A 17,512-nucleotide genomic window follows, 5' to 3' on the forward strand; every position below is an offset into this window, starting at 1 on the left:
AGGTCCAGCAGCGAGGCGACCCGTCTATCGCCGCGCACGCACCGGCCCGTCTCCGTGGGGGACCGACGACCAACGTGAACGCCGTCGAGGCCCGCGTTCCACGCCGCACCGATGTCTGACGGATTGTCTCCAGCCAGCACACCGTGGTGGCCGTTGTACCAGACATCCATCTCCCGCATCGCCAGTTCCACCGGCTTCGGGTCGGGCTTCCAGCCGATGTCATCGTCACAGCAGACGACCGTTTCGAACCAGTCGGTGATGTCCAGATGGTCAAGCACTGGTTCGGTGAGGTACTGCTGGCAGTGCGTGACCAGTCCGACCGGTGTATCGAGGGTCGCGAGGAACTGCTCGGCATCGTCGTAGAGATACGTCGCCTCGGCCCGCGCAATAGGGTCTTCCTCCTCGTGGAACAGCCGCCAGAACTCCTGCTGGTCGACGTTGCGCTCCGCAAGCGTCCGTGACCGTGTCCCACCGAAGCCGTACCAGAGTGCATCCCGCTCCCGGTCCGTGAACTCGACGCCGAGGCGGTCGCCGACGGCACCCATCACTTTCCGGGGGTACGCTGGCTCGATATCGACGAGCGTCCCGTCGAGATCAAACAGCCAGAAGTCGTAGTCGGTGGTCATGGGGATAGATTATTTAGCGATTCTCTGATAAAGTCTTTCGGGCCCTACGACCGGTTTTGCTGTGTATAACCTCTCTGTAGCCACTGACTACACAGTCGCGTCTCGTTTCACCCCACCCGAATCGAGCTACCGAGGTACTTGGTGACGACTTCGCTGACCGACCCGGCATTGAACAGGGATAGGTCGTCCGCGATTTCGCTCTTCAGCGCGTCGAAATACGCCTCGTCGGTCCTGAGTTCACTGAACGACGCCGAAACAACTGGACAGCCGAGTTCGTCTTCGACGAGCCGACGGAAATGCGGTTCGTCAGCGAGTTTGCCCCGCCAGAGCGTGTCCCGGAAGAACAGCCAACCGCGTTCCCCCGGGTCGTCAGCTGCCCGATACAGCGTCGTCTCGAACCGGTCGGGGTCGGTCCATAGCCCATCAGCGGCCGGTTCAAGCTCGATTTCCACACGGAACACGTACCGGGCGGTCGCGCCGTCTGGATCAGTCGGCTGGAGCGACGTGAGTCCGCCTGTCGTATCCACTGTCACACCGTCAGTCGTGGATGCCGTTCAGCCGCTCGGCAAGGTCAATGTCGTTTTCCGTGATGCCGCCGGCGTCGTGGGTCGTGAGTCGGACTTCGACCTCACCCCAGCGGATGGTCATCTCCGGGTGATGCCACGCGTCCTCGGCGAGGCCGGCCGCGGCGCTCAGAAACCCCGACGCGTCCAGATAGCCGTCGAACTCAAAGACACGAACGATTTCGTCGTCTTCGCGGGTCCATTCCTCGGGTAGCCGGTCGCTAATCTCTGCATCAGAGAGCAGGTCTGCCATATCGGATACGTCGGACGGCGTAGGCAAAAAGGTGGGCGTGGTCAGTCGTCGGAGAGTCGGTCAAGCATCGCGTTCGGGATCTCGTCGCGCATACCGTCAGGGATGTCCTCGACCGACATGCCCTTGGTGAACTCGGGCGGGGTAGCCTGGTCGGGGCCGCCGAAGTCCGGGTCGAACAGCTGGAGCGCCGTATGAATCGTCGACCAGTCATCCTCCTCCGCGGCGTCGCGCAGGCTCTTGGTCGGTGCGGCGAGGATCTGCGAGACGATAGCGTCGGCCATTGCTTCAACGACTTCAGCCTGTTCATCATCGAAGTCAGCCGCCGAAAGCGCACTGTTTATTTCTGCTGCCTTGACCTGTTCGGCGCTTTCGTACATCGTCGAGATGACCCTGTCGGCGCGTTTGCGCTTGTACTGCGTGAGCAGGCGGTCGAACTCCTCGTCGACGATACGCTCGACCGCTTCGGCGGCTCGCTGCCGCTTGTTCCGTGTTTCGGCAGTCACCGACTCCAGCGCGTCAAGGTCATACACTGTCACCGACGGGAGGCGGTCCGCACCCGCCGGGACATCACGCGGCTGGGCAATATCGACAATGGATACGTCGCCGGAATCGCTGAAGGTCCCGATATCGAACACCTGATCGCCGCTTCCCGTTGCCGAAATGACGGCACTGGCCTCGGAGACAGCCGCTTCGATACCGTCAAGTGCGAGTGCGCTGGCGTCGATATCGACCGACTCAGCGATATGTTCCGCGTGTGGGACCGTCCGGTTAGCCACGAGCAGTCGGTCTACCTCCTCGCTAAGCGCCTCCGCAGCGAGTTGGCCCATCTCGCCAGCCCCAACAACGAGCGCTGTCCCGTCAGTCAGCGAACTCTCCTGTTTGAGCAAGCGAACCGCGGCGGAGGCAATCGAGACGACTCCTTCGTTGATTTTCGTCTCCGTGCGGGCGCGCTCGCCGACGTGGATCGCTTTCGTGACGCCGTCTTCAAGCATCGGCCCGATGCCGCCAACGCCGCGAGCGGTCTCGTAGGCGGTCCGAAGCTGGCCGAGGATCTGGTCTTCGCCCAGCACAATCGATTCGAGGCCGGCGGCCACCCGGAGCAAGTGACGGAGGCTCTCCTCGTGACCCATCTCGACGACGACATCGTCGGGCACGGCTCGGGTAAACAGTTCGAGGGCCTCGAGCCCGTCCTCGTGATCAGAGACGACAACGTACCCCTCGGTACGGTTACACGTCTGCAGTGCAATCGCTTCTTCGACCGCGGGGTTCGCGAGCAAGGATTCGACGGCGTGGCGCTCGCTGTCCGCCGCAGCGGTTTCTAATTGGTCGACGCTTGCGCGCTCATGGGAGATACAGACCCCAACAATTGCACCAGTGTCCCCTCTCACGTTTGATCACCAGGTAACTCTCCGATCACGTCTCTAGCTACTTGCTCTCCCTTGGACCTGCCACTATCTAAAGCCTTCCAAACTTCCCGTGACCTGACAACGAACCTAACGGCGTCACGCCGTTTGGCCGGCGGGACCCCCCGGTCGCGCAGGTCCTCACGGAGGTCGCCAACAAGGTCCGCCATCAGGCCAGCGTTTCCGAACTCGTCTTCGAACCGCTCGCGAAGGTGCTTCGACAGCGCTGGCGCGCGTCCGCCGGTCGCAATCGCCAGCGTCACGGGGTCGTCTCGTACCGTGGCAGGCACGACAATGTTGCCGAACGACTGGTCGCCATGGTCGTCGGCGCGGTTGACAAGCGCGCCGTGTTCCGCGGCAGCTGTGCTAAAAGCGCCGTTCAGGTCCGAGTCGTCTGTCGCGGCAACGACCAGCGCCGGGTCGGTCCGCTCGACCCAGTCTGTGGCGTCCTCTGGGGTCGGTGCGGCTCGGACTTTTTCGGCGTCAGCGAACGTCCGGTCGCCGAACTCAGGGCTGAGGACGACGACGCTCGCCTCCGTAGCGAATGTTCGAGCCTTGCGCGCGCCGACTGGACCGCCGCCGACGACGAGCACCGTCTCGCCCTCGAAGTCGTGCATGAGTGGAATCATCGGTTGGCACTCCCTGATTCAGCACTACGGTCCTGCATACGCACGGTCACGCCGTTTCTGTGTTCTGTCGCGCTCGTTCGTCCAGCCTGATACCCGTCTTTTTGAGAATGCGCGTCGAGAACAGCGTGTCCCAGTCGTCCTCGGACACGTCCCAGTGTTTAGCCATCCGGTCGCGGACCTGCTGGATGCGCTCCTGACTCTCCGCCTCGCTTCGCCCGTGAGTCATCGCGAAGAAGTTGTACGGCCAGACACCGTCGTGGCGAGGCCGCTCGTAGCAGTGTGTCACGAAGTCGAACTCGGCGATATCCGGGCCAACCTCGTCGATGACCTCGTCGGGCACGTCCCAGACAGTCATCCCGTTCTCGCTGTAGCCAAGCGCGTAGTGGTTCGGGATAACGCCGACCCGGCGGACCTTTCCTTCCATGTTGAACTGCTGTATTGTCTCCAGTACCCAATCAACGTCGGCGTCAATTTCAGCAGCCACGTCAGCGTACGGCGTGGCAGTGACCGGGAGCCCGTCCTGAATTTCCAGCACGAGGTCCAGTTCGTCGGCGGTCAGAGACTGGCTGTCGGTCGGGGTCACGTCCGGCCCCAGAGCCGAACAGTCGATGTCCTGGGTCTGTGGCCCCTCGACGGGGAACTTCGCGCCGACGTGGAACTCCTGCTGTTTCGGGAGGTTGTACGTCTCCTCACCGGTTTCGGCCTCGATTTCGGCTAGTACCTCCTCGACTCGACTTTCCTCGGCCACCGAAACCACGAACCACATATTTAGATGGGGATGTTCGCGCTCGTAATTGTGCGCGACCTCCGGGTACGCGTTTATTATCTCGGCGTGCTCGTCGTAGCTGTCCTCGGGGGCGTGAGTTGCGACAAGCGTGGCGGTGCCACCGATCGCTTCAGCATTGATGAGTGCCCCGAACCGCGTGAGCACGCCCGCGTCGTCGAGGTCCTGTACGCGCGCTAGCAGCTCGTCCGCGTCGATGTCGACGCCGTGGTCGGCGAGGGCCGCCGCGGCCGGTTCGAACGGCCGTTCGACGACCGGGAAGCCGCCCTGGAAGGCGTTCAACACCGCCCGGTCTACCGTCCCGAGGTCTTCGCTCATACCGAAAGCTGGGAGTTCTGCGAATAAAAATAGCCCGGGACAGGCGAGCAAACGCGGCCCGCATATCCGGGTTGCCGGAGCGTTTTACCCCTTTGCGCCCCTAGTTCACGTGTGGCAATCTCGACAGCCGAACTGACAGTCCGGCTGCTGGTCTACCTGTTCGTCCTGATAGGGGTGCCGCTGTGGTTTGTCCTCATGTTCCGGCTCATGGATTACGCCGCACATGATACGCTGGTCGAGCAGTTCAGCGGCCAACGCAACGGTCGCGACACCGGCCAGCTCAACGCCTACTTCGAACAGGCTGCAGTCGACGCAAGGAGCTGTCGTATCTGTGGCGCAGCGAACGGCCCCAACTACACGTACTGTCACAATTGCCAAGAGCGGCTGTCGACCGGCGATTGACGGGCTTACTCGCCTTCGACGCCGGTGACTGCGTAGCCAGCGTTCTCGACCGCTTCGAGAATCCCGTCGTGGTCGGCGCTCGCCTCGTAGTAGAACACTAGATCGAAGGAACCGTTGCGAAGGAGCTGCTGACACTCCCAGACGAACTCCTCGTCGTCCAGCGTGAGGCCCTGATGCTGGTTCGACGCGAACTCGGGGTCGTCGCTGCCGGAGTAGACGAACGTGTTCGTCGGGTCCAGACCAGCGCCCTCGGCAATGAACTCACCGACTTCGATGGTGGCCTGCATCATCTCTATCTCGTCGCTACCGTCGTACTCCGTGTGGACGACAGCGCCGTTGAGCTGAATCTCGCCCGGCTCAAGTAGTTGTTTGGTCCGGCGGTAAAGGTCATCGTCGAGTGCGTCGGCCTCGCTCATACCATGCGGTCGGTGTTGCTGTCCCTAAGGCACTTCGGATTCAGAGTGCTGATAGGTCTACCCGAAGATATTCGGTTCGAGAGGCGGTGCAGCGACAGTGGTGGGAACCCACACGCTGTCGAGTCGCACCGCTCAGTCGGTCCCGAACCCGTTGAAAAGCGAGCCGCCCTCGCTTACAGTCGCTCGAGGTTCTTCGCCCGCGGGCCTTTGTCTGCCTGTTCGATGTCGAATTCGACTTCTTGCCCTTCTTCTAAGTCCGGGCCGCCGACGTCTTCCATGTGGAAGAACACGTCTTCGTCGGCATCGTCGGTTTCGATGAAACCGTAGCCACCCGTATCGTTGAAGAAGTCTACAGTGCCTGTCGCCATGGTTACAGCCGCGTGAGGTTTTTCGCGCGCGGGCCTTTGTCGGCCTGCTCAATCTCGAATTCCACTTCTTGCCCCTCCTCGAGGTCAGGACCGTCGATGTCCTCCATGTGGAAGAAGACGTCCTCGTCGGAGTCTTCGGTATCGATGAAACCGTAACCGCCTGTGTCGTTGAAGAAGTCTACCGTACCGGTCGCCATTGCAATTCGAATGTGACGCCGTGGTATATTAAAACTATGCGCATATATTTCGACAGATTAGGCGGGAAATAACTGTACCCGGTCCCTTCCACAAAGCCCTTATTGAGTGGTTGAAATGTATACAACGATGCTATCGAGGGGGAAGCGACTGGGATATGCAGCCTACGAGCGATTGCTCCAGTGGGAACTGTCTGGAACGCCGGACCACGTCGCAGTCATTATGGACGGGAACCGAAGATACGCTGAAAAGCAGGGCACAAAAAAACAGGAAGGCCACAGAGAAGGAGCCCAAACGACGGAGGCACTGTTGAACTGGTGCGACGAACTCGGCATTCGTGAGGTGACGCTGTACACGTTCTCGACGGAGAACTTCGACCGCGACCCCGAGGAACGCGAACACATCTTCGACCTCGTCGAACAGAAGCTCCGAACATTTGCCGACGCCGACCGGGTCCACGAGGCCGGCGTGTGTATCCGCGCCATCGGCGAGACGGAGATGTTACCCGACCGGGTCCGAGACGCTATCGACTACGCTGAGGGACGAACGGCGCAGTACGACCAGCTCAATCTCAACATCGCGCTGGCCTATGGCGGCCGGGCCGAGTTGCTCGGTGCGGCCCGCGACGTTGCCGCTGCTGTCGAGAACGAGACCCTTGACCCGACGGACGTCTCTGCGGAAACCATCGAAGAGCGGCTTTACGAGGGGCCGACCCGCGACGTTGATCTCATCGTTCGAACCGGCGGTGACGAACGCACCTCGAACTTCCTGCCGTGGCACGCCAACGGCAACGAGGCCGCCACGTTCTTCTGTACGCCCTACTGGCCCGAATTCCGGAAGGTCGACTTCCTGCGAGCGATCCGAACGTACCAGAACCGCGAGGATTCCTGGCGGACGACCCGTGCCGAGCGGTCGCTGGCACTGGTTCGTGCCATCGAGCAATCGGAGCTACCGACGGCCAAGCGGATGCTCGGGCGATTCCGTGACGCGCTCCCGAGTACCGAACGCGAGCAACTCGACGAAGAGTACGACCTCGCGGACTGACCTCCTAGCGGCCAAATCGCCGCTGTCGCTCCTGATAATCCCGCAACGCCCGCAAGTAATCCCGAAGCCGGAAGTTCTGCCAGTTCACGTCAGTGAAATACAGCTCCGAATACACGGACTGCCAGATCATGAAATCGGAGAGCCGCTCGGCCCCGGTCTTGATCACCAGATCCGGGTCGGTCGGAAAGACGAGATGCTCCTCGACCGCGGCCTCGTCGATGTCGCTCGGGTCGAGTGAGCCCGTATCGACGTCTTCTGCTAGTTTCTGGACGGCCGTCGCGAACTCTGACTGGCCGCCGAGTCCGATTGAAATCTGAATCGGGGCGTCGGCCGTCGTCTCGTCGTCCGGTACTCTGACCGCTATCTCCCGTGGCGCGGTGACACTTTCGAGTTCACGCTGCAGCGTCGGGATCGCTTCCTCGTCGAGGACACTCACGTAGACGACGACGGTGTCGGTGCCGTACTGGACGGCCCAGTCGAAAAAACGCTCTAAGGTCCGGTACGCGCCGTCTCCAAGCAGATCCCGCTCCGTAATCACCAGCGCGACCGTCTCGGGCAGGTCGGCGTCGCTGCGCCGAACGCGCGTTGCGAGATATCGGTCATATAGTCCCACGTCCGCCGGTATGCTGACAGCCCCAGTAAATCCCACGGTCCCTTCGACAGTTCGGAAAGGGTAAGTGCCTCTCGGGGATACCGGTGGGACGTGACTGGCACAGTCCGTCGGGCAGGTGCGTTCGCCGCCGTGGGGACCCTCGCGGTCGCCGTTCCGGCCGCAACGGGCTTTCGCTCGCTCGAACTCGCGACTGTCGCCGCTATCGCCCCCTTCGTCCTCGTCGCCGCGCTCGGCGTGACGGTCATCGGGCAGGACTCGCGGCTGTTCGACCTGTTCGCGCGCCCCGGTGACTACGAGGACGGGAAACTGTACGGGCTGGCAGCCTTCTCGCTTGCCGCCGCCGGCCTCGCGCTACTTGCCGTCCGATTCAGTCTGCCGGTGCCGATGTTCGTCGGCGTCGTTGTCATCGTCGCCTACGGAAACCTCGGCCAGCGGCTCGCATACACCGTCCGCTCCGACGAAGTGGTCGCAACCGCGGGCTTCGTTCTCGTCGGCTTCGTCGCCGGCGTCGCGGGGCAGGTGCTCGGAACGCGGATTCAGGCGGCCGTCGGTGAGGGAGCGGCCGCCGTCGACCTCCCGCTCGTGCTGTTTCTTGCCGCCAGCGGTGCGTTCGTCGCCGCACTGCTTCGCTCGGTCCTGTTTGAGCGGGACGACCCGCTGGTGATGCTCACCGTGGGACTGCTGCTGTGGCTGTTTTTCGAACTCGACCCGTCGGTGACGGCACGGCGCGTCGTCATCGCACTCGCCGTGACAGTACTGCTCGGCTATCTCTCGTACGCGCTTGACACCGCATCCCTGCCGGGGATGCTCACTGGCGTTCTCCTCTCTTTTTTGACCATCGTGCTCGGCGGCTTCGGCTGGTTCGCCATGCTCATAACCTTTTTCGGGCTCGGTGGCCTCTCGACGAAGTATCGCTACGACGAGAAACTCGACCGCGGCATCGCCGAGGAGAACGAGGGCGCACGCGGGAGCGGGAACGTGCTCGCGAACTCCATCGTCGCGCTGTTCGCCGTCGTCGCGGCGGCGGCGAGTCCAAGCCATATCGCCGTCGACCCGCTCCTGTTCTTCTATGCCTTCGCCGGAGCCGTCGCCGCCGCGATGACAGATACGTTCTCCAGCGAGTTCGGCGGGCTCTACGACAACCCGCGGCTCATCACGACGCTCAGGCCCGTCGAACCGGGTACTGATGGCGGCGTGACTTGGCAGGGCGTTGCCGCCGGGGCCGCCGGCGCGGGCATCATCGCCGGCATCGCCGCGCTCACGCAGGACATCAGCACAGTCGGCAGCGGCGTCATCCTCCTCTGTGGGCTGGTCGGCATGACCGTCGACAGCCTGCTGGGTGCGACTGTCGAGGGCTCGGTCGTCGGCAATCAGGGCGTCAATATGCTCGCAACCCTGGCGGCCGCGCTGACCGGCGCTGGCGTCGTGCTGACCGCCGGCCTCCTATGATCCGGGAGGCTCGTTCCGAAGACGAGGTTCGACTCCGGGCTATTCAGACGAACGCGCTCGATGAGCCGTGGCCGGAACTCCTCGGCGTCGGAATCGATGGCCCGCCGCTCGTGCTAGTTCTCGATATCGGCGAACCGCTCGGCTACGCCTTGGTCGTGCCGGATCATCCGGTCGCATACTTAGCTGAGTTCGCCATCGCGCCCGGCAAACAGGGGCAGGGCCTCGGGACGACACTGATGAACGGGCTGCTGGACAGGCTCCGGACTAGTGGGTTCGAAACAGTGAGACTCACCGCACGCGCAGACGACAACCGGGCACGCTCATTCTACGACGGGTTCGGATTCTCGGTCGCCGACGAGCTCCCCGACCACTACGACGACGGCGACGGGGTGCTGTTCGTTCGGGACCTCTAACTCTCGATACGGACCTGCACGGCCGTCGGCTGTTTGACGTACTCGCCGTGGCCGGCAGCGACGACGACATCGACGCCGCGCTGGGCGGCAACGTCGAGGAGCTTCTGCGAGCAGTCGGCATCGATGACGACAGTTTTGGGAACGTCCTCGGTGGATTCAAGCAATGAAACAACGGCATCTGCGTCACCCTCCGCAAGCAGCGTCGCATCCTCGTCGACCAGCCTGGCGGTTCCGCTGTGGGTCTGAATAACGGCTTCGATGTGGTCCGAAAGCGAGGGGATAGTCGGTCCGTCGTCGTTTTCAGTCGTCTCCTCGTCGGTCGTGGCATCCGCCACAGCGGTTGCGTTTGAGTTGTCCACGACGCTCGTCGTCCCATCGGTTGTCTCGACCTTCGCCGACCCTGTCTGTGCGCTGGGCGATGGCTGGTTGTCAGCGGCGTCATCCGATGTCGCGGCCGCCACGGCACCGCCGTCGGCAGTGGTCGACTCCCCTGCCTGAGACATCTCCTCGCGGATGCTGTCGAGGCTCTTGGCGCTTGCGACCGTTTCGTACGGAACTTTGTCCCGTAGTGCCGACATCACCTCGCTGCGTGAGAGGTCCTCGACGGACTTGTCGCTGGGAGTGACGGCGACGTAGTCCACGTCGCCGACCTGCGCGAGTTCCTTCAGGATGAGGTCCCCACCGCGGTCACCGTCGAGGAACGACGTGACCGTTCGACCGGCCGTCAGATCCGCAATAGCGTCGGGGACATCAGTTCCCTCGACTGCGACAGCGTTCTTGATGCCGTATTTGAGCAGTTGCATCACGTCCGAGCGCCCCTCGACGACGACAATCGCGTCGGAGTCAGCCACGCGTGGTCCAGCTGGGAGTCCTTCATAGTCGGTCACATCGGCGACTCGGACCTGCTGTCTGACCGTCTCGACGATGTCCGCGGTCTGGATGGACTTCTCCTCGAAGTCGTTCAGGAGTTCCGTCGCGCGCTCAACGACTTCGCGCCGCTTGGCGCTGCGTACGTCCTCGATCTCGGAAACTTCGATCTCGGCACGACACGGCCCCACCTGTTCGATGGTCTCCAGTGCCGCAGCGAGGATCGCTGTTTCGACCCTGTCGAGGCCGCTCGCGACGGTAATCTCTCCAAAAGACTGTCCGCCCTCGGAGCGTATCTCCACGTCGATGCGGCCGACCTTCTTCGAGTCCTGCAGGTCCCGCAGATCCAGTTCGTCACCGAGTAATCCTTCCGTCTGGCCGAACACCGCGCCGACGACATCGCTCCGCTCGACGACTCCCGCCGCCGTGATGTCGGCATGTATCAAATATTTCGCCGTATCTTGCATGATTGTCCTGTTTTCCAGCCCGTCACCCGGTGTTCCGACGGACTGCTGTCACTATACTGATGTTGGGTAGTACAGCGGAATAACCTTGCGCACGCGAGTCGAAATCAAACCTTCCCGCAGGTACGCGGCGCTCCGACACTGCCTCTGTATACCATTCTATTCCCGAAAGGTCGGCCACTCACCTCAGTAGCGGAGTCATGCCGTCGATACCGGCCTGAATGGCGTCAACCGGGTCCTCGGGGTTGTCGTGCTCGAAGACCAGCCACTCAGTCCCCGCCTCACGGGCTGCATCGACCACCCCCTGAAGCGGCACCACGCCGTCACCGAGAGCCGTCGGCTCTCCGTCCGCGGTCATGTCTTTGAGGTGGACGACTGGAACGCGCCCGTCGAGTCGCCGAATCAGTTCGACGGGGTCCTGTCCCGCCGCGTGCGCCCACCCGGCGTCGAACTCGAACCCGATCGTCGTCTGGTCGACGAGCGCGTCGAAGGCGGTCCCGTCGCCGAGCGGGACGAACTCGTGGTCGTGGTTGTGGTACAGGAGCGGTCGGTCAAACTCCGCCGCAAGCATTTCGAGTAGCGTCACCGTCGACTCGACTGCGCTCTCACTTGCGAAGTGATCGTCATCGAGATACGGGAGAACGAAATACGGCGCGTCAAGTGTCCGGACCTGATTGCCAACGGTGCGGGTGTCGGACTGCAGGTCTTCCAGTTGAACGTGGACGCCGGCAACGCCGAGTCCCGCTTCGTCGAGCGCGCGCCGGGACGCGCCCGGGTCGCCGATGCCGGCGAACTCCACGCCGTCGTAGCCCGCGGCGCTGATGCGGTCGAGTACGTCCGATAGCGGTTCCCGGAGTTCGCGGAGCGTCCAGAGCTGGATCGCTGTCTCCATACCGTTGTTGCGAACGCTGTCATAAAATAACTGGACGGACTACCGGGACGCATGGGATTCACTGAAACCGAGATCGATCCCGCACGGTTCCTCGAAGACGTAGAGATGCGTATCGGCGAAATCGTCGACGTCGAACCGTTCCCCGAAGCCCGCAAAGACGTGTACAAGCTCGACGTGGCGTTTGGCGACGAAACGCGCCAGTCCGCCGCAGGGCTGACAGACGTGTACGATCCTGAGGACTTGCTCGGGTCGCAGGTCGTTGCCGTCGTCAACCTCGGGACGGTCTCAATCGCCGGCTTCGAGAGCGAGTGTCTGGTGACCGGGGTCGACAGCGAGGACGGCGTCGTCCACCTGACGCCCGAACGGGACGTCGAACCCGGGACCCGCGTGTATTGAAGAATATAGTTCTTCAACGGCTGTCGGTGAAGGTTCGTTACCCATTAGTACCGCCAGCGGCTAGCCTGTCGTAATATGAGTACAGTCAGGGCCGCTGGGTGGACAGTCGTCGCGCTCGTGTTGATGGCACTGGCAGTGCCGTGGTTCCTCTGGGACACCAGCACGGTCGCGGCCGGACTGCCCGTATGGCTGTGGTGGCACGTTGGATGGATGGCGCTTGCGAGCGTCGTCTTTGCTGTCTTTGCGCGCACCGACTGGGGCCTCGGCGTCGAGGAGGTGAACTGACGTGGCCGATACTGCGCTCCAGTTGGGTATCGTCGGCGCGTACATGGTCGTCGCGCTCGCGGTGGGCGCAGTCGCCTACCGGCTCACCGAGCGCACCGCCGAGGACTACTACCTCGCAAGCCGGACGCTCGGCACGGTCGTGCTGTTGTTTACCACCTTCGCGACGCTACTGTCGGCGTTTACCTTCTTCGGCGGCCCGAACCTCGCGTTCAGCGCCGGCCCCGAGTGGATTCTCGTGATGGGACTGATGGACGGTATCATCTTCGCCGTCCTCTGGTACGTGCTGGGATACAAGCAGTGGCTGGTCGGCAAGCGCCACGGCTACGTGACGCTTGGTGAGATGCTTGGCGACCGGTTCGGGTCGACGGCGCTCCGGGTTGTCGTCGCCGCTGTGAGCCTCGTCTGGCTGTTCCCGTACGTGATGCTCCAACAGAAGGGGGCCGGGCAAGCCATCGTCGGTCTCACGAACGGCGCGGTCCCGTTCTGGGTCGGAGCCGGCGGCATCACGCTGTTCATGATTCTCTACGTCGCGCTCTCGGGAATGCGTGGCGTCGCCTGGACCGACACGCTTCAGGGGCTGTTCATGCTCTCGCTGATCTGGGTCGCTGTCGCCTGGGTCCTCTCCGCTGTCGACGGTGCGGGCGAAGCGACGGCCTTGCTGGCGTCCGAAGAGCCCGCGTTCGTCGGCCTCGGCGGCGGGCTCTACACGCCGCAGTACATCATCTCGACCGCGGTCAGCATCGCCTTCGGCGTGACGATGTTCCCGCAAATCAATCAGCGCTTCTTCGCCGCCGGGTCGAAGAAGGTGCTCAAGCGCACCTTTGCACTCTGGCCGGTGCTGGTCCTGCTCCTGTTCGTTCCGGCGTTCATGCTGGGGGCGTGGGCGGCCGGACTCGGCGTCACTGTCCCGGAAGGCGGCAACGTCATCCCGGCGCTGCTGGGCGAGTACACGCCGACGTGGTTCACCGCGCTGGTCATCGCCGGCGCGATGGCCGCGATGATGTCCTCAAGCGACTCGATGCTGCTGTCGGGCTCGTCGTACCTCACACGGGACCTCTACCGGCCGCTGACCGGCCGCGGCGACGCCAGCGACGAAGAGACCGACCGCCGCGAGGCACTCGTCGCCCGCATCGGCGTTGTCGTGTTTGCCACCCTCTCGTTCGTTGCGAGTCTCTACACCCCGGGGACGCTGGTCCAGATTGGCGACACGGCTTTCAGCGGCTTCGCACAGCTTACCGTTCCCGTCGCACTCGCGCTGTACTGGCAGGGAACGACGCGCTCGGGGATGTACGCCGGCGTGGTCGGGAGTCAGGTGTTTTACGGCCTGCACGTCTTCCCCGTGCTTGCGACGGTTGGAGGACTGTTCGGTCTCGACGTTGCCCTGCCGACGGCGTACTTAGGCTGGACGCCGGGCATCGTGGGCATCTTGGTTGGTCTCGTGTTGACGGTCACTGTCTCGCTGATGACTGCCCCCGCGGCAACCGAGGACCGCACCGCATACGCCGTCTCTGGCGTCGAAAGCGACTGAGACGCGTTCGGTCCGGTACCGACCGTTTACCGTGACAACCACCGGACGGCGGCCACCGTCGGACATGTAAACCTACAAAAGCATCCAGTCCAATACACAGGTATGGACTCCGATAAGAACGTCGGCGGTCGCGACCGCCTGATCCGAGCGGTGCTGGCAGTCGTCCTGACAATTGTCTCCCTGCGCTGGCTTCGCAGCGGGAAGCGCAAGCGTGGCCTGCTCGCTGGAATCGGCGCGCTCGGCCTGGGCTTCAACGCCTCGACGGGCTACTGCGGATTCAACGACACGCTCGACATCGACACGACGAGCGGGAGCGACGACGACGTGTTTGCACCGAGCGGCGCGGACGACGAGCCGGCAGCCGACGAGTCGACGGACGTGAGCGTAGACTTTACGTCCGCTGACGACACCGAAACCGCGAACGGCCACGCCAGCGGCGAGCTGACCTGTGCCGTCTGCGAGGACCCTATTGTTCCCGGGGAGCGCCGTGGGCCGAACGATGAAGGCGCTATCGTCCACGAGACCTGCGAGTAACGCGCCGGGATAAACGCTCAGCAGCCCGAGTCTGGTTCTTTTTATAATCACCGTCCCAGTCTTTCACATATGCAGACCCACATCGTCCCGGTCGGGTTCGACTACGACCGGCTCATCGCGCCGCTGGTGCGCGAGCAACTCGACGTTGACCGCGTCATCCTGCTGGAGGGGGCGGTCGGCAGCGAGGCCAACGTCGAGTACTCGCGCAATCTCGCCGAGAAGCTGGAAAAGGACTATCAGAACCTGCTCGGAGCGGAAACCGAGCGGTTCGTCGTCGCCGACGTGTACGACTACGACGAGGCCTTCGAGCAGGCCTTCGAACTCATCAACGCGGAACTCGACGCGGGCAGCGAGGTGTGGGTCAACGTCTCCGCGATGCCCCGGACTGTCTCCTTTGCCTTTGCGACCGCGGCCCACTCGATTATGGTCGAACGCGAGGGCGACCGGGACCGCATCCACACCTACTACACGGTCCCCGAGAAGTATCTGGAGACGGAACTCGCCGAGGAACTGCGCAAGCAGATCGACATGCTAGAGGACATGCGCACGGGCGAAGAAGTCGACGAGCGAATTGACGACCGACTCGAAACCGCGCGGGACCTGCTATCGGAGTTCGACGAGCGGGGGACAACCATCGGCGCGAAGGAGATCGACGGCTCCCACGTGGTCGAGCTTCCCGTCGCCTCCTTCTCGAACGTCAAGCCCTTCGAGGAGGTCATCCTCTTCACGCTGGGCGAACACGGCGAGTTCGAGTCCGTCTCCGAGCTAGCACAGCAGTTGGCCCGGGACCTCGGTGAGGAGTACACCGACTCCTTCCGTTCGAAGGTCATCTACAACGTCGACCGGCTCGGCCCCGGTGGAAAAGGGTACATCGAGCAGGAGGAACACGGGAAATCCTACCGGACGACGCTCTCCCGCATCGGGCAACTGTGGGTCCGCGCCCACTCCGCCGAGGACCGCGAGCACCGCGAGTCCGACCTGCCGTGAGCTGGTCGCTGGTATGAGCCCGTCGGGACGCTGGCGAAAACCGAAGTCATTAATCCTGCCGTAGGTCGAGTATTGTACAGATGTTGCGTCGACTCTCCCGAACGCTGGTTCTCGCGCCCGTCGGTGTAGGGGTCCCCACGCCCCACATCACCGCTCCAAATCGACGTACGCACCGCTGATAACCACGCCGCAGTCAGATGCTACCCGGGTGTTACACCCACCGCTTGAATATGAGTGATACACAGGACCCACCGCAGGACGAATCGACCGCAGGCGAATCAGCAGACGCCCTCGACGGGGAGTACGACCCCCGCGAGATAGAGCCGGAGTGGCAGGACCAGTGGGTCGCGGACAAGACCTACGCCTACGACGAGGACGCTGACACCCGCTTCACCATTGACACGCCGCCGCCGACGGTGTCGGGGAACCTCCACATGGGCCACCTCTACCAGTTCACGCTGCAGGACTTCGTCGCTCGCTTCCACCGGATGCGCGACGACACCGTCTACTTCCCCTTCGGCTACGACGACAACGGCATCGCCTCGGAGCGACTGACAGAGCGCGAACTCGACATCCGACATCAGGATTACCCGCGCCGGGAGTTCCAGGAGAAGTGCCGCGACGTGTGTACGCAGTTCGAGGACGAGTTCACGCAGGACGTCCAGTCACTGGCGATCTCTATCGACTGGGACAACACCTACAAGACCATCGCGCCGGACGTCCAGCGGGTCTCGCAGCTATCCTTCCTCGACCTCTACGAACAGGGTCGGGAGTACCGTCAGCGCGCGCCGACCATCTGGTGTCCGGACTGTGAAACGGCCATCTCACAGGTCGAGCAGGAGGATAAGGACAAGTCGACGCTGTTCAACGACATTGCCTTCGACCTCGTCGAGACGGGCGAGGGACCGGCCGACGAGGACGCGACGTTTACGATTTCGACGACCCGCCCCGAGCTACTGCCAGCGTGTGTCGCCGTCTTCGTCCATCCCGACGACGACGAGAACCAGCACCTCGTCGGTGGCAGTGCGCGAGTGCCCCTTTTCGAGCAGGAGGTTCCCGTCATCGCCGACGAGCGCGTCGACATGGAAACCGGCAGCGGCATCGTCATGTGCTGTACGTTCGGCGACCAGAATGACATCGAGTGGTACCAGGCCCACGACCTGCCGCTGCGGCTCGCAATCGACGAATCGGCGACGATGACGGACGTGGCCGGCGAGTACGAGGGAATGCACACCACCGAGGCCCGTGAGGCCATCATCGAGGACCTGCGCGAGGAGGGGTCGCTGCTCGAGAGCCGCGACCACGACCACACCGTGCAGGTCCACGAGCGCTGTGAAGAGGAGGTCGAGTATCTCGTCACCGAGCAGTGGTACATCGAGCTGCTCGACAAGAAAGAGGAGTATATCGAGGCCGGCCGCCAGATGGAGTGGTACCCTGAGAAGATGGCCACCCGCTACGAGCACTGGATTGAGGGGCTCGAATGGGACTGGTGCATCTCCCGCCAGCGCGATTCGGGCATCCCGATCCCGGTGTGGTACTGTGACGACTGCGGCGAGCCCGTGATGGCCGAGCGCGAGCAGCTGCCGGTTGACCCGCTGTCGGACGCCCCGCCGGTCGATAGCTGCCCCGAGTGTGGCCACGACTCGCTGACGCCCGAGGAGGACGTCTTCGACACGTGGGCAACCTCGTCGCTGACGCCGCTCGTGAACGCCGGCTGGGACTGGGACGCGGACAGTGAGTCGTTCACCATGGAACTGCCCGAGCTGTACCCCTTCGACCTGCGCCCGCAGGGTCACGACATTATCTCGTTCTGGCTGTTCCACACCGTCGTCAAGTGCTACGAGCACACCGGCGAGGTGCCATTCGAGAACGTGATGATAAACGGGATGGTGCTGGACGAGAACCGCGAGGCGATGTCCAAGTCCAAGGGCAACGTCATCCCGCCCAGCGAGGTGCTTGAAGAGTTCCCGGTCGACGCCACCCGCTACTGGGCCGCCGGCACCTCCATCGGCGACGACTTCCCGTACAAGGAGGGAGACCTCGAAGCTGGTGAACGGCTCCTCCAGAAGCTCTGGAACGCCTC

22 protein-coding genes are annotated in these 17,512 nt (G+C 63.1%); 10 read left to right on the plus strand and 12 right to left on the minus strand.

Translation table 11 applies throughout. The annotated features are described in order from the left end of the window. From G9463_RS20035 to G9463_RS20060, 6 genes are all read right to left on the minus strand, one after another. Positions 1-626 (minus strand): HAD family hydrolase (locus G9463_RS20035; protein ID WP_165897648.1); only part of this gene is annotated, 626 nt, incomplete at its 3' end. Positions 627-733: 107 nt separating this feature from the next. Beyond that, positions 734-1,153: an LWR-salt protein gene (gene lwrS, locus G9463_RS20040; protein WP_165897649.1), complete on the minus strand. Its 420-nt coding sequence runs from the start codon at positions 1,151-1,153 to the stop codon at positions 734-736. Between the two features lie 10 nt (positions 1,154-1,163). Continuing rightward, a complete protein-coding gene (locus tag G9463_RS20045; protein ID WP_004957684.1) occupies positions 1,164-1,442 on the minus strand; it encodes a 4a-hydroxytetrahydrobiopterin dehydratase in 279 nt (92 codons plus the stop codon). Between the two features lie 41 nt (positions 1,443-1,483). Then, positions 1,484-2,830, minus strand: a complete 1,347-nt coding sequence (gene hemA / locus G9463_RS20050) for a glutamyl-tRNA reductase (protein ID WP_004957688.1) — start codon at positions 2,828-2,830, stop codon at positions 1,484-1,486. Next, the gene (locus G9463_RS20055) at positions 2,827-3,474 is read right to left on the minus strand and encodes a bifunctional precorrin-2 dehydrogenase/sirohydrochlorin ferrochelatase (RefSeq protein WP_165897650.1); all 648 of its coding nucleotides are present in this window, start codon (positions 3,472-3,474) and stop codon (positions 2,827-2,829) included. The genes hemA and G9463_RS20055 overlap by 4 nt, the downstream gene beginning before the upstream one ends. Before the next feature lie 46 nt (positions 3,475-3,520). Then, complete coding sequence (locus G9463_RS20060; RefSeq protein ID WP_165897651.1) at positions 3,521-4,576, minus strand: Lrp/AsnC family transcriptional regulator; 1,056 nt, start codon at positions 4,574-4,576, stop codon at positions 3,521-3,523. A 111-nt stretch (positions 4,577-4,687) separates the two neighbouring features. On the opposite strand from G9463_RS20060, the gene G9463_RS20065 reads away from it, so the two are divergent. Further along, on the plus strand, positions 4,688-4,978 hold the full coding sequence (locus tag G9463_RS20065) for a hypothetical protein (protein ID WP_049938914.1): 291 nt from the start codon (positions 4,688-4,690) through the stop codon (positions 4,976-4,978). Between the two features lie 5 nt (positions 4,979-4,983). Here the strand turns inward: G9463_RS20065 and G9463_RS20070 are convergent, their stop codons facing one another. The 3 genes from G9463_RS20070 to G9463_RS20080 all read right to left on the minus strand — a co-directional run bounded on the left by G9463_RS20070 (position 4,984) and on the right by G9463_RS20080 (position 5,959). Beyond that, positions 4,984-5,394 carry a DUF5778 family protein gene (locus tag G9463_RS20070; protein WP_165897652.1) on the minus strand — a complete coding sequence of 137 codons (411 nt, stop codon included), beginning with the start codon at positions 5,392-5,394 and terminating at the stop codon, positions 4,984-4,986. Between the two features lie 173 nt (positions 5,395-5,567). Then, positions 5,568-5,762, minus strand: a complete 195-nt coding sequence (locus G9463_RS20075) for a cold-shock protein (protein ID WP_004957702.1) — start codon at positions 5,760-5,762, stop codon at positions 5,568-5,570. Positions 5,763-5,764: 2 nt separating this feature from the next. Beyond that, positions 5,765-5,959 carry a cold-shock protein gene (locus G9463_RS20080; protein WP_004517065.1) on the minus strand — a complete coding sequence of 65 codons (195 nt, stop codon included), beginning with the start codon at positions 5,957-5,959 and terminating at the stop codon, positions 5,765-5,767. A gap of 115 nt (positions 5,960-6,074) precedes the next feature. Between G9463_RS20080 and uppS the strand changes: the two genes are divergently transcribed. Then, entirely contained in the window at positions 6,075-7,001 is a 927-nt protein-coding gene (uppS, locus tag G9463_RS20085; protein WP_121303486.1) for a polyprenyl diphosphate synthase, read from the plus strand. A gap of 4 nt (positions 7,002-7,005) precedes the next feature. Here uppS and G9463_RS20090 read toward each other — a convergent pair whose 3' ends face one another. Next, the gene (locus G9463_RS20090; RefSeq protein WP_004957708.1) at positions 7,006-7,614 is read right to left on the minus strand and encodes an undecaprenyl diphosphate synthase family protein; all 609 of its coding nucleotides are present in this window, start codon (positions 7,612-7,614) and stop codon (positions 7,006-7,008) included. Positions 7,615-7,704: 90 nt separating this feature from the next. Between G9463_RS20090 and G9463_RS20095 the strand changes: the two genes are divergently transcribed. Both G9463_RS20095 and G9463_RS20100 read left to right on the plus strand, forming a co-directional pair. Continuing rightward, positions 7,705-9,063: a DUF92 domain-containing protein gene (locus G9463_RS20095; RefSeq protein ID WP_007188872.1), complete on the plus strand. Its 1,359-nt coding sequence runs from the start codon at positions 7,705-7,707 to the stop codon at positions 9,061-9,063. Further along, a complete protein-coding gene (locus G9463_RS20100; protein ID WP_011223805.1) occupies positions 9,060-9,476 on the plus strand; it encodes an N-acetyltransferase in 417 nt (138 codons plus the stop codon). Before G9463_RS20095 ends, G9463_RS20100 begins: the two co-directional genes overlap by 4 nt. Here the strand turns inward: G9463_RS20100 and dnaG are convergent. Continuing rightward, on the minus strand, positions 9,473-10,810 hold the full coding sequence (dnaG, locus tag G9463_RS20105) for a DNA primase DnaG (RefSeq protein WP_165897653.1): 1,338 nt from the start codon (positions 10,808-10,810) through the stop codon (positions 9,473-9,475). The two genes, G9463_RS20100 and dnaG, sit on opposite strands and share 4 nt — an antisense overlap. Before the next feature lie 178 nt (positions 10,811-10,988). Next, positions 10,989-11,699 (minus strand): sugar phosphate isomerase/epimerase, encoded by a 711-nt coding sequence (locus tag G9463_RS20110; RefSeq protein ID WP_165897654.1) that lies wholly within the window; start codon positions 11,697-11,699, stop codon positions 10,989-10,991. A gap of 51 nt (positions 11,700-11,750) precedes the next feature. Here G9463_RS20110 and G9463_RS20115 point away from each other — a divergent pair, with 51 nt between their 5' ends. The 6 genes from G9463_RS20115 to G9463_RS20140 all read left to right on the plus strand — a co-directional run. Then, positions 11,751-12,095 (plus strand): tRNA-binding protein, encoded by a 345-nt coding sequence (locus G9463_RS20115; RefSeq protein WP_004957722.1) that lies wholly within the window; start codon positions 11,751-11,753, stop codon positions 12,093-12,095. Positions 12,096-12,170: 75 nt separating this feature from the next. Next, positions 12,171-12,380 (plus strand): DUF3311 domain-containing protein, encoded by a 210-nt coding sequence (locus G9463_RS20120; RefSeq protein ID WP_004957724.1) that lies wholly within the window; start codon positions 12,171-12,173, stop codon positions 12,378-12,380. 1 nt (position 12,381) lies between these two features. Then, positions 12,382-13,908: a sodium:solute symporter family protein gene (locus tag G9463_RS20125; RefSeq protein WP_165897655.1), complete on the plus strand. Its 1,527-nt coding sequence runs from the start codon at positions 12,382-12,384 to the stop codon at positions 13,906-13,908. A gap of 102 nt (positions 13,909-14,010) precedes the next feature. Further along, positions 14,011-14,442, plus strand: a complete 432-nt coding sequence (locus G9463_RS20130; protein WP_004957731.1) for a DUF2892 domain-containing protein — start codon at positions 14,011-14,013, stop codon at positions 14,440-14,442. A gap of 69 nt (positions 14,443-14,511) precedes the next feature. Next, positions 14,512-15,429 (plus strand): DUF6293 family protein, encoded by a 918-nt coding sequence (locus G9463_RS20135; protein WP_004957733.1) that lies wholly within the window; start codon positions 14,512-14,514, stop codon positions 15,427-15,429. Between the two features lie 230 nt (positions 15,430-15,659). Next, positions 15,660-17,512, plus strand: a 1,853-nt coding sequence (locus G9463_RS20140) for a valine--tRNA ligase (RefSeq protein ID WP_165897656.1), incomplete at its 3' end; no start/stop codon positions are given.

It is taken from the genome of Haloarcula sp. JP-Z28, from assembly GCF_011440255.1.
GTDB lineage: Archaea > Halobacteriota > Halobacteria > Halobacteriales > Haloarculaceae > Haloarcula > Haloarcula marismortui.